Consider the following 12,244-nt stretch of genomic DNA (forward strand, 5'->3'; position numbering starts at 1 on the left):
ACTGACATGGTCCTGCGCTCACTCGCACTCGCTGCATTGCTGATCGGCGTCACCACACCCGGCATGGCGGCGGAGGCGCGGCAATCGAGTTTTGGCCGGCTGCCCGACGGGCGGTCGGTGCCGGCGGTGACGCTGACCAACAAGGCCGGCGTGTCGGCGACGGTGATCGCCTATGGCGCATCGCTGCAGTCGCTGGTGGTGCCCGACCGCAGCGGCAAGCGCGCCGATGTCGTGCTCGGCTACGACACGATCGACGAGTATCTCAAGACGCCGCAATATTTCGGCTCGACGGTGGGACGGTTCGCCAATCGTATCGCCCGCGGCCGCTTTTCACTCGACGGGCGCGATTATCGCGTGCCGGTCAATAACGGCAAGAACTCGCTCCATGGCGGCACCGTCGGTTTCGACAAGGTGCTGTGGTCGGTGGTCTCGGTGAAATCCGGGCCGACGGCGTCGGTGACGCTGCGCTATGCCAGCCGCGACGGCGATCAGGGTTATCCCGGCACGCTGACCGTCGATGCGACCTATTCGCTCGACGAGAAGAACGCGCTCAGCATCGAATATCGTGCAACCACCGACGCGCCGACGATCGCCAACATCACCAACCACGCATATTGGAACCTGTCCGGCGAGGGATCGGACAATGGCGCGATGGGATTGATGGTGACGATCCCGGCCGATTCCTATTTGCCGGTCGACGACGGCTTGATCCCGACGGGAGAATTGCGGCCGGTCAAGGGAACGGCATTCGATTTCCGCACGCCACGCGTGATCGGCGACCGCGTGCGCGATGCGCGTGACGTGCAACTCGTCTATGGCCGCGGATATGACCATAATTGGATCCTCGGACGCCGGGTCACGCCGGACCAGCATTTGATGACGCGTGTCTTCGATCCCAAATCCGGGCGCGGATTCGAGCTCTGGTCGAATCAGCCCGGCCTGCAATTCTATTCGGGCAATTTTCTCGACGGCACGTCGTCGGGCAAAGCGAAGCGCATCTATCGCGAGGGCGACGCGATCGCGATGGAGCCGCAACTCTTTCCCGATACGCCCAATCAGCCGGCTTTCGGTTCCGCGCGCCTGGCGCCTGGTCAGGTCTATCGCAACGTCATGACCTATCGCCTGACGACGGGTCAGACCGGCGGGCGTCGCCGGTAGAATTGGTTTCGGCGCCGCCGGATCGGCGGCGTTGCCGGTTCAGCTCTTGCTGAAATCGGGAATTCGGAGGGGAAGGGAAAGCGCATGCAGCTCGCCACCATCGATATCGCGGTCGTCGTGATCTATTTCGTCTGCATCTTCGGGCTCGCCCAATGGGTGAGCCGGGAGAAAGCGGGGCATACCAAGGACTCGTCGGACTATTTCCTGGCGTCCAAGAATCTTCCCTGGTGGGCGATCGGCGCGTCGCTGATCGCGGCCAACATCTCGGCCGAACAGATCGTCGGCATGTCGGGGTCCGGTTATGCCATCGGCCTCGCCATCGCATCCTACGAATGGATGGCGGCGGCGACGTTGCTGATCGTCGGCAAATGGTTCCTGCCGATCTTCCTCGCCAACAAGATCTACACGATGCCGCAATTCCTCGAACAGCGGTTCGGGCCGACGATCCGCACCGTGATGGCGGTGTTCTGGCTGATCCTCTACGTGTTTGTGAACCTGACCTCGATCATCTGGCTCGGCTCGATTGCCGTCACGCAAGTGACCGGCATCAATCAGGACGTGGCGCTGATCGGGCTCGGCACCTTCGCCTTGCTCTATCAGCTGCGCGGTGGCCTCAAGGCGGTGGCGCTGACCGATATCGTCCAGGTCGCGTTGCTCGTGTTCGGCGGGCTGGTGATCGCCTATCTGACGCTCGGCAAGATTGGTGGCGATGCCGGTATTATCGCCGGCTTTACCGAGCTGACGCGGCGCGTGCCCGACCATTTCGACATGATCCTGTCGCCCGACAATCCGCATTACAAGGACCTGCCGGGTGTCGCGGTGCTGGTCGGCGGGATGTGGATCGCCAACCTCAGCTATTGGGGGTTCAACCAATATATCATCCAGCGCGCGCTGGCGGCGAAGAGCCTGTCGGAGGCGCAACGCGGCGTCGTGTTCGCGGGTTTCCTCAAATTGCTGATGCCGGTGATCATCGTGCTGCCGGGGATCGCCGCCGTCGTGCTGGCCCCGGGGCTGACCAAGCCCGACCAGGCCTATCCGACGATGATGCGGTTGTTGCCGACCGGCTTGCTCGGCCTGGTCTTCGCGGCGCTGATCGCGGCGATCATCGCCTCGACCGCGTCCAAGATCAATTCGATCGCGACGATCTTCACGCTCGATATCTACGCCAAGAGGAAAGGCGTGCAGACGCGCGCCGAGGACGCCGCCGGGTCGATCGAGCATGAGAAGCATCTGGTGCTGGTCGGCCGGATCGCCGCAGCCGTGGCGATCGTCATCGCGATGGCGACGGCGCGTCCGTTGCTCGGCAGTCTCGACCAGGCGTTCCAATATATCCAGGAATTTTCGGGCTTCGTAACACCGGGGATCACGGTGATCTTCCTGCTCGGCCTGTTCTGGCCGCGCGCGACCGAGATGGGCGCGCTCGTCGGCGCGATCGCGTCGGTGGTGGTGAGCTTCATCTTCTGGTTTCCCGCCGCCTGGGGCGGCTCGGCGGCGCTCAACGCGATCCCGTTCATCAACCGCATGTCGATCGTCTTTTTCGTTGCGCTGGCGCTGGCCGTGATCGTATCCTTGCTCCGCCCGGCCCGCGCGGAGAGTAATCTGATCACGATGCGCGGTGTTTCGTTCCGAACGACGGCCGGGTTCAACATCGCCGCGGGCCTGATCGTGGTGATCCTGATCGCGCTCTACGCGACCTGGTGGTGATGGCATGAGCGTGCGACCCTTGCTGGCGATCGATTGGGGCACGACCAATCGGCGCGTCTATCGGATCGAGGACGGCGCGGTCACCGCGACCGAGCGCGATGCGCTCGGGGTGACCGCCGTCAGCGATTTCGCCGGCGAGCTGGCGGCGATCCGCGCGCGGTTCGGCGATTTGCCGGTGCTGATGGCGGGAATGGTCGGATCGACGATTGGCTGGCGCGAAGCGCGTTATGTGCCGGCGCCCGCTGGTCTCGAGGATCTCGGCGACAACCTGCTGCGCATCGACGAGCGTACCGCGATCGTTCCCGGCGTGTCGTTCAGCGACGGCGTGCGCGGCGACGTGATGCGTGGCGAGGAAGTGCAATTGCTGGGCGCCGTCGCCGCCGGACTGACACCGCCCGACGCGTTGCTTGTTCAGCCCGGCACCCATTGCAAATGGGCCGAGATGGAGGGGGCATGCATCGCGCGCTTCACCACCGCGATGACCGGCGAATTGTTCGCGCTGGTGCGCGCGCACGGCATCCTGTCGGCGCAGCTGGGCGCCGATGTCGTGCTGGGCGACGCGTTTCGCGACGGCGTTCGCGAAGGCGCGAAGCGCGATTTGACCGGGTCGCTGTTCGGCATCCGCGCGGCGAAACTGCTGGGCCAGCGCGACGATACCGACGCCGCCTCCTTCGCCAGCGGGTTGATCATCGGCGCCGATGTCGCCGCGCGCGTCGCGGTCAATCCGTTCGACACCGCCTATATTCTGGCCGACCCAATACTCGGCGGGCTCTATGCCGCGGCGATCGCGGTCAACGGGCGCGCCGCGACGATCATCGACAGCCAGGCGGCGTTCGTCGCCGGCATTTCCCGGATAGGAGCTTCTCTCTCGTGACTTCGCTTGCCGCTTTCGACGCCGCCTTTGCCTCCTGTCCGCTGATCGCCATCCTGCGTGGTGTGCGCCCCGACGAAGTCGTCGCGATCGGCGAGGAACTGGTCGCCGCAGGCTTCACGCTGATCGAAGTGCCGATGAATTCGCCCGATCCGCTCGACAGCGTCGCGCGCCTGGTCGCCGCGCTGGGGGACCGGGCGATGATCGGCGCCGGCACGGTGCTGACCGTCGATCAGGTCGCGGCGATGCGCGACGCCGGTGGCCGGATGGTGATCTCCCCCAACACCAATATCGACGTGATCCGCGCCAGCGCCGCCGCGGGCCTGGTGTCGCTGCCCGGAATCGCCACGCCGAGCGAGGCGCTCGCCGCGCTCGACGCGGGCGCGACCGCGCTCAAGCTGTTCCCCGCCGAAGCCGCCAGCCCGACAATACTCAAGGCGATGCGCGCGATCCTGCCGAGCGCCGTGCGCGTGCTGCCGGTGGGCGGCATCGTCCCCGAGGGCATGGCACCCTGGCGTCAGGCCGGTGCGGCCGGCTTCGGTCTCGGCTCGGCGCTCTACAAGCCAGGCATGACGGCGGGCGAGGTCGGCGCCCGCGCTCGCGCCTTCGTCACGGCGCTGGAGCGGAACGCCTGATTTATCGATCGAGCATGCCGCTCCGGCCCAGCGTCATTTTCGGCCGTCCTTGCTCTCATAATAGCCCGCCAGCACGCCGAACGCCTGTTTGCGCTGACCGGTCTCGGAGATCAGGCCCTTGCGGTTCCAGCCCTGCTGGAACTCCGGATTCTGCCGCCGCGGCGAGCGGAAATCCTTCAGGATCCAGGGCGACATGCCACGCAGAGTCGGAATCCGGTCGACCATGCCCAACGTCTTGCGGTAGAATTCAGCCTGATATTCCTCGGAGAATTTCTCCGGCATGCTGCGGGAATCGTGGAACCCGGCTTTGGCGTCGGCGCCGAACTCGGAGAAGATCAGCGGCTTGTTCGTGGGCACGCGGAACGAGAAGCTCGCTAGGTCGTCGAGCCGGTCCGGCGTATACCAGCCGAAATAGGTGTTGATCGCGACCACATCCAGCGCGTCGGCGAGCGGATCCGCCATGGCGATGACGGGCTTGCCGTTGGCCCCCTGCGATCGTTCGGTCAGCAGCGCCGCGCTGACCAGCCGCGTGTCGTCGAGCTTGCGCACGTCACTGACCAGGGTGCGCAGGAAAGTGTTGCGCGCATCGGTCACCGGCGTTTCGTTGGCGACGCTCCAGATCGCGATCGACGCGCGGTTGCGGTCGCGCACGATGTTTTCCGCGATCATGTTGCGCGCGGTCGCCAGCGTGTCGGGATTGCTCCAGGCGACGCGCCAATAGACCGGCACTTCGCTCCACACGATGATCCCCATCTCGTCGGCCAGCCGGGTCATCACCTCGGAATGCGGATAATGGGCGAGGCGGACATAATTGCCGTGCAGCCCGTCCTTGATCTCGCTGAGCAAGGCGCGCGCCGCGGCCGGAGTTATCGCGCGCGTCGGCTCGGTGCCCAGTTCCTCCTCGTGCAGCGAGATACCGCGCAGGAAGATCGGCTTGCCGTTGAGCAGGATATCGGGGCCGCGCACTTCGATCGTGCGGAAGCCGATCCGGTCGCGCCATTGGTCGTCGCCCGAGGCGATCGTCACGTCATAGAGTTTGGGCTGCTCGGGCGACCAGCGGACCAGCGCGCGCGGGGCGGCGACCGTCGTGCGCCAATTGCCCTTCGCATCAGTGGTGCCGGCAAGGTCGACCCCGAGCGCGGCGATCTTCAGCCGAATGGCGTGATTGCCGGCCTGGGCGCCGTCGAGATGGGCGTCGATCGCGAGCTGGCCGTCGCGGGCCAACCGCACCCAGGCGTCGTCGACATAGGTATCGGGAGTCGAGATCAGACGGATCGGGCGAGTGATGCCGCCATAATTCTCCCAGTCGGTGACCGGTGGCGGCACGGTCGCTTCGGTCGCCTGCGAATCCACGCCGACCGTGATCTGATTGTCGCCGGCCCGCAGTAGTTTGGTCACCTCGAACGCGAACGGCGTGAAGCCGCCTTCGTGCCGCCCGACCGGCTTGCCGTTGAGATAGACGACGGTCGAATAATTGGCCGCGCCGAAGCGGAGGAAATAGCGGCCCTTGCGCGCCGTGGGCGCGGGGAAGGTGCGCTGATACCACATCAGGCCCTGATAATAACGAAGCTCGGGCGCTTCGGTCAGCCAGGAGGAGGGCAGGGTGGTGACCGGCGAGCGCGCGAGATCGAACTCGTACATCGCGCGATTATCGTCCTTCATCGCCTTGGCGACGTCGAGGTCGAGATAGCGCTGCTGGCTCTCGCCCGGAGTTTCGCCGTGAAAGCCGGCAAGGCCGGCGCGGAACGGATCGACCGAATAATGCCACGGCCCCGACAGATCGACGCCGTCGCGCATATCGGCTGAGACGAGCAATGGCCCGGTTTCGACCGTCGCCAGCGGCAGAGTCGGGGCGGCCGCTTGCTGCGCCACCGCGGGCGCCGCACAGACCATCGTCACGGCAATCAGTCGCCGGATCATCCTTGCTATCTGCACGTTCCGCTCTCCCGTTTTCAGTCTGTTGTCGTGTGTTTGCCGCGCGCGAAAGCGATGCCGCGTTCGAGCCCGCGAAGTTCGGCCAGCCCGCGCATCCGCCCGAGCAGCGAGTAGCCAGGGTTGGTCCGCTTGGTCAGGTCGTCGAGCATCTGATGGCCGTGATCGGGGCGCATCGGGATCGAGCGGCCGGTCCGGCGTTGCAGCGCGTGCACGGCGCCGACGATCGCGGTCATGTTGGCATCGCCCTCCAGATGCGCTGCCTCGTGAAACGCACCATTGGCCTCGCGCTGCACCGAGCGCAGATGGAGGAAACCGATCCGGTCGCCGAGCCGCTCGACCATGCCGGGCAGGTCGTTGTCCGGCCGAACGCCGAACGATCCCGCACAGAAGCAAAGGCCGTTCGACCGGTTCGGCACGCGCGAAAAGAGATTGGCGACGTCCGCCTCGGTACTGACGACGCGCGGCAGGCCGAACATCGGAAAAGGCGGGTCATCCGGATGGACGACGAGCCGAATGCCCAATTCGTCGGCGACGGGGCAGACCGCTTCGAGAAAGGCGACATGGTTTTCGCGCAGCCGGTCTGGGCCGATATCGGCATAGCTGCGGATCGCCGTCAGGAATTCGGTCGCGGTGAAGCTTTCCTCGCTCCCCGGCAATCCGGCGATGATCGTCTGGGCCAACATCGCGCGAGCATCGTCGTCCATCGCCTGGAAACGGCGCGCCGCGGCCTCGACCATGTCCGGGGCATAATCTCGCTCGGCGCCAGGGCGCCGAAGGATGTGGAGGTCGTATACCGCGACCGCCTCGAGCTCGAACCGCAGGGCCAGCGCACCATCGGGCATCGGCCAGGCCAGATCGGTCCGCGTCCAGTCGAGCACCGGCATGAAATTATAAGTGACGACGCCGATCCCGCACGCGGCAAGGTTGCGCAGGCTCTCGCGATATTGCTCGATCAACCGGTCGCAATCGGATCCGCGGGTCTTGATGCCCTCGTGCACCGGCAGACTCTCGACCACGGTCCAGCCGAGCCCGGCTTGCTCGATCATCCGCTTGCGCGCGGCGATCGCCTCGCGCGGCCAGACTGCGCCATTGGCCGTATCGTGCAGCGCAGTCACGACTTCGCTCGCACCCGCCTGGCGGATATCCCGTAGCGACACGGGATCGTCGGGTCCGAACCAGCGCATCGTCTGCGTCATGAACATCGTCGGTAACTGCTCCTGCGTGTTGGTGTTGGCCGGTCGGCGCCGGATTGCTGTTTCGTATCGCCTATTCGGCGGGTTTGAATTCGAACGACATTCCCGATGCCTTGTTGGGTTCGAAGCCCTTCCACAAGGTAGCGGCGGGCGGTCCGGGGCTGTATCCGGAATAACGCCCAGGCGGCGCGCCGGCCCAGATTCCGTCGTTGGAATTGGGCGTCAGCCCGTCAATATAGGCGGCCTTGGATTGGTCGTCCTTGACGTAGCGATCGAGGAAGGCGGTGATGAAATGCGTCTCGATCGCCATCAGCCGGTCCTTGCGCCACACGGCATCTTCGAACCAGTCGAGATCCCAGAAGGAGCCGCGCATCCCGGCCGGGGCGCCGATCAGCGCGATGCTGTGCGCCGCTTCGCGGAAGGTCAGCAGATAGCGCGGCGCGTGCGCCTCCTGCGCGAACAATGTCCGCACGCCGGGGTCGTAGCCGACGACATGGTCCTGGCTGCCGACGATGAACAGCGTCGGCGCGTGTATCGCGGCGACGCCGGGCGCGGCCCACATATTGGTGCCGCGAAGCGTGGCCGGTGGAGAGATCGCGACCACCGCCTTCAGCCCGGCGACCTTGAGCTCGTCCGCTTTGGGCCCGGTCGCGACATAGGGTGCGAGCACATTGCGGGTCGCCCCTGCCAGTGCCGGATCGAGCGGCGCGCCGGCGGCGGTGAGCACGCCATAGCCGCCCATCGAATAGCCGATCAGCACCGTGCGGTCGGCATCGGCAGTCGCGAACGGCTCGAGCCCGGCGCGTGCGCGCCGCTGTGCCTCTGCGGCGACGAAAGCGATGTCGAGCGGCCGCCGGGCGAGCGGACCGGCGGCAGCCGCGGCGGTGCGGATGGTAATCGGCGGATCGCGAAAGTCCGGCGCGACGACGACATAGCCCTTGCTGGCAAGGTTCTCGCCGAGCCAGGACAGCACTACAGGCGTGTTGCTGTAGCCATGCGCCAGGATGACGAGCGGAAACGTCCCATGGGCGGCACGTGCGCCGGGCGACGCAACGCCGGCGACGGAGAAGGTCACGTCCTTGCCGGTCTCGCCCGGTAGCGCTGAGTGGTAGGTCGTGCCTTTTCCCGGCGCGGCGGCCGGATACCAGATTTTGAGCGCCAGATGCCGGTCGACGATCGCCGGTCGATCCTTGCCCTGGAGCGGATTGGCCTGGCCAGGCTGGACGAATTCGATATCGGCGACGCCGACCGGATGGGGGCCGAGCGCGGCGAGTTCGGGAGCATCGACTCCCGGCCGTGCCGGTGCATCCTGGGCCGGGGCGCCTGCCGCCGCGAGCAGCGCTACGGCACTTGCCACCGGCAGCGCAAAACGAACCATCACGTCGCTCCCGATCCGCACGAGGAGGCGGGGCGATACGCGCCCCGCCTGTCCATCAGAAGTTCACGCCCAACCGCAGCCCGCCATAGCGACGGAAGTCGCGCGGCAGCAGTGCTTGGGTCGCGATCTTGTTGCCGAAATTGCCCGCCGTGTTGACCAGCGACGGATAATATTGAACGTCGAACAGGTTGTTGACGAACGCGACGATTTCCCACTTGCGGTCCTTGTCGCGAACACCCAGCCCGGCATTGACGATGCTATAGGCCTTCTGGAAGGTCTGGGGGTCTTCCGCGACATAATAGACGCTGCTTTGATATTGCCAGTTGGCCTGAACAACACCCTTCAGGTTGCCGCCCAACGACGGCGAATAATCGGCGGCGATCGAGAATTTCCATTTAGGCGCCTGGATGGCGCGTGCGCCGGTCAGCACTTGATAGGCAGGCTGTGCCGGGGTCGTAGGCGTGGCCGGCACAGCAGCGACGCATCCCTGCGCCGGCGTCTGCAACGGATAGCATTGGGCCTGTGCGTACGACGTGTATTTGGCATCGAGATAGGCAACCGACCCCGTCAGGTTGAAGTCCTGGCCGATCCTCGCCGTGCTGTCGAACTCGAGCCCTTTGGTGTTGAGGCCGCCGACGTTAGTCAGGCGGAAATTGGTCGTACCGTCGGACAAGGTTTCGATCGTCTGCGCTTGCAGGTTCTTATAATTGGTGTCGAAATAGGTGAGGTTGAGCGTCACTTTGCGATCGAGCACCTGCGCGCGGACACCGATTTCCTTGTCGCGCGAGCGCTCGGGCTTGATCGGTCCCGCGTTCGCGCGATTCCTGTTGAAACCAGTTGTCAGGTCATAGGTCTGACCCTTGTAGCCGGTCGAATAGCTGGCAAAGGCCATCACGTCCGGCGTGAGCTGATAGCGCGCGGCGAGCCGATAGGTGCCGGCTGTGTCCTCGGCGTGGCCGCTAAAGAATTGTGAGCCCGCGGCTGCGAGATTGTCCTGGAAGGTATAGGACACCTTCTCGTTCTGGACGCGGCCACCGGCGGTCAGCGTCAGCTTGGGCACGATTTCCCAGTCGATCTGCGCAAACCCGGCCAGCTGTTCCGATTTCGACGTCGCGTACCAATTGGCCAACGAGAAGTAAGGTCCGCGCGCGAACGGCCGCTCGAACTTCACGTTCGCGTAATAGGCGCCGAGCGTATAGCGGAAGGGCTTGGCGCTGGACGAGAGCAAGCGGACTTCCTGCGTGAACAGCTTTGAATGGAATTGGCCGACCTGGACGTTGTTGCCGACCGTTGCGCTCGACGACGTGTCGTCATGGTCGAGATAGTCGTTGAGGCGGAATTTGTCGTAGGACGTGATCGACACGAGCGTCATGTCGCCCAGTCCGATTTCCCCGCGCAGCGATCCGCCGCCGCCTTCATATTTGGTGCGCGAATTGTAATTGTTGCTGATGTCCTGGTTGTCCGGACCGACCGTGACGCCGGGCATCGTCACTGCCTGGGTCTGGCCCGCCGTATTGCGCAGCAACGCGGTCGGGTCCAGGCGGATGAACGGGCGCCCGACTGTGGTGTTGCCGTTGAGGTAATTGCCCGACAAGGTGATGGTGACGTTCGACGCCGGCTCCCAGCGGAGCTTGCCGCGGGTATTGAATGCCTCACGTCCATTCACTTTCTTGCCGTTGAACAGGTTGCGGACATTGCCGTCCCAGTTCGAATAGCTGGCCGACAGGACATAGCCGAGCTGCGAACTGATCGGGCCGGAAACGCTGAAATTGCCGCCATATTCGCTGTCGGTCGTGCCCATCACGTTGAAGCGCGCACGGAACGTGTCGGTGGGCTGGCGCGTGATGATGTTGATCAGGCCGGCCGAGGCCGACTTGCCGTACAGCGTGCTTTGCGGGCCGCGCAGCACTTCGATCCGCTCGACGTCGGGCAAATCGGTAAAGGCACGCGCCTGGAAAGCCAGCGGCACTTCGTCGACCAGCACCGCGACACTCGGTTCGACGCCGATGCCGAAGGCGAAGGTGCCGACGCCGCGCAGTGACACGTTGGCGTTGACCGGATGCTCGGCCGGGCGGACGGTCAGCGACGGCGCGATCTTGCCCAGATCCTGAAACTGGGTGACGCCGGAGGCCTTGAGCTGCTCTTCGCTGACCACCGAAACGGCCAGCGGCACCTTCTGGATATTTTCCGAGCGCTTCTGAGCGGTGATGATGATGTCGCCCGGAACGGGTTCATTCGTTTCGGCGGCAACTGGACTGCTCTGGGGTGCGGCAGCGTCCGGCGTGGTCTGGCCGGGATCGGCCGGTTTGTCCGCCCGGGCCAGTGCCGGCGTCGCGCAGAATGCGAGCGACAGGGCGAGCGCGCCGCGTCCGACAGATGCATGTAATCCGATCATCTTTCCCTCTCCATGTCGTGCCTCGGGTCTTTTCGCCGATGCTTCGCGGCCCCAACTAACAAATGGTCAGACCACATGCAAGGATTGCCTGACAAAAGCCCGTCAGGCCACCTTACCAAGGAAGGTCGCTGTTGCCGCTGCGCACGGGCTTTGGTAAGGATCAACCGGTTATGCCGATACAGAGATTGATCAGGCCAGTTGCCAAGCCAGCGGGGGCCGCGTCGCAGCCCGATGGGCGCAAACTCTACCAGCAGGTCGCTGCGTCCGTCGCGGAGGCGATCCAGCGTGGGGACTTCCTGCCGGGCCAGCGCATCCCGTCCGAACGCGAGCTCGCCGACGAGTATAAGGTCAGCCGGCCGACGGTCCGCGAGGCGATGATCGCGCTCGAAGTCATCGGCATCGTGCGGTCGCGCCACGGCTCGGGAATCTTCGTCGTCGATAACCCGCCGCTCGACACGCCGATGATCGGACTCGATATCGGCGCGTTCGAACTGACCGAGGCGCGCCGCCTGTTCGAAGGGGAATCGGCGGCGCTTGCCGCGGTGTCGATCACCGACGAGGAGATCGCCGCGCTTGAAGTCCTGATCGGCGACATGGAGCGCGAGAACGAGGAAAATGTCAGCGGCGAGCATGCCGACCGCGAATTCCACCTGGCGATCGCGCGGGCCACGCGCAATTCGGCGGTGGTCGACGTGGTCGAATCGTTGTGGGACGCGCGGTCGCGTTCGCCGCTTTGCCAGCACATGCTTGAACGCGCGCGCAGCGTCGGCGTGGTGCCGCGGATCGACGAGCATCAGACGATCCTCGCCGCGCTGCGCGAGCGCAACCCCAAGGCGGCGCGCGAGGCAATGCGCGACCATCTTGCGCGCGTGATCGATGGATTGCTCACGGCGACCGAAAGCGACGCGTTCGAACGCGCCCGCGCCGAGGTGGAAGCCAGGCGCACCGACCTGGCGCGCCGCGTCGCGATCTGAG

9 protein-coding genes are annotated in these 12,244 nt (G+C 65.2%); 5 read left to right on the forward strand and 4 right to left on the reverse strand.

Features of this window, described 5'->3' with window-relative positions; genetic code table 11:
* Positions 1 to 6: 6 nt before the first annotated feature.
* The 4 genes from AC1DQQ_RS14830 (at position 7) to AC1DQQ_RS14845 (ending at position 4,368) form a co-directional block, all read left to right on the forward strand.
* Entirely contained in the window at positions 7 to 1,158 is a 1,152-nt protein-coding gene (locus tag AC1DQQ_RS14830) for an aldose epimerase family protein (RefSeq protein ID WP_478045613.1), read from the forward strand.
* A gap of 84 nt (positions 1,159 to 1,242) precedes the next feature.
* Complete coding sequence (locus tag AC1DQQ_RS14835) at positions 1,243 to 2,862, forward strand: sodium/sugar symporter (protein ID WP_478029678.1); 1,620 nt, start codon at positions 1,243 to 1,245, stop codon at positions 2,860 to 2,862.
* Positions 2,863 to 2,866: 4 nt separating this feature from the next.
* Positions 2,867 to 3,736, forward strand: coding sequence for a 2-dehydro-3-deoxygalactonokinase (locus AC1DQQ_RS14840; protein ID WP_478045614.1), 870 nt, complete (start codon positions 2,867 to 2,869; stop codon positions 3,734 to 3,736).
* Entirely contained in the window at positions 3,733 to 4,368 is a 636-nt protein-coding gene (locus AC1DQQ_RS14845) for a 2-dehydro-3-deoxy-6-phosphogalactonate aldolase (protein ID WP_478029680.1), read from the forward strand. Before AC1DQQ_RS14840 ends, AC1DQQ_RS14845 begins: the two co-directional genes overlap by 4 nt.
* Positions 4,369 to 4,401: 33 nt before the next feature.
* Here the strand turns inward: AC1DQQ_RS14845 and AC1DQQ_RS14850 are convergent, their stop codons facing one another.
* The 4 genes from AC1DQQ_RS14850 to AC1DQQ_RS14865 all read right to left on the reverse strand — a co-directional run bounded on the left by AC1DQQ_RS14850 (position 4,402) and on the right by AC1DQQ_RS14865 (position 11,269).
* The gene (locus tag AC1DQQ_RS14850) at positions 4,402 to 6,288 is read right to left on the reverse strand and encodes a glycoside hydrolase family 2 protein (protein WP_478045615.1); all 1,887 of its coding nucleotides are present in this window, start codon (positions 6,286 to 6,288) and stop codon (positions 4,402 to 4,404) included.
* Positions 6,289 to 6,320: 32 nt separating this feature from the next.
* Positions 6,321 to 7,505, reverse strand: a complete 1,185-nt coding sequence (uxuA, locus tag AC1DQQ_RS14855; RefSeq protein ID WP_478045616.1) for a mannonate dehydratase — start codon at positions 7,503 to 7,505, stop codon at positions 6,321 to 6,323.
* Positions 7,506 to 7,569: 64 nt separating this feature from the next.
* Positions 7,570 to 8,874 carry an alpha/beta hydrolase family protein gene (locus AC1DQQ_RS14860; RefSeq protein WP_478045617.1) on the reverse strand — a complete coding sequence of 435 codons (1,305 nt, stop codon included), beginning with the start codon at positions 8,872 to 8,874 and terminating at the stop codon, positions 7,570 to 7,572.
* Positions 8,875 to 8,929: 55 nt separating this feature from the next.
* Positions 8,930 to 11,269, reverse strand: coding sequence for a TonB-dependent receptor (locus tag AC1DQQ_RS14865; protein WP_478045618.1), 2,340 nt, complete (start codon positions 11,267 to 11,269; stop codon positions 8,930 to 8,932).
* Between the two features lie 170 nt (positions 11,270 to 11,439).
* Between AC1DQQ_RS14865 and AC1DQQ_RS14870 the strand changes: the two genes are divergently transcribed.
* Positions 11,440 to 12,243 carry a FadR/GntR family transcriptional regulator gene (locus AC1DQQ_RS14870; protein WP_478042293.1) on the forward strand — a complete coding sequence of 268 codons (804 nt, stop codon included), beginning with the start codon at positions 11,440 to 11,442 and terminating at the stop codon, positions 12,241 to 12,243.
* Position 12,244: the final 1 nt, after the last annotated feature.

This window comes from Sphingomonas sp. P4_G3 (assembly GCF_056401105.1).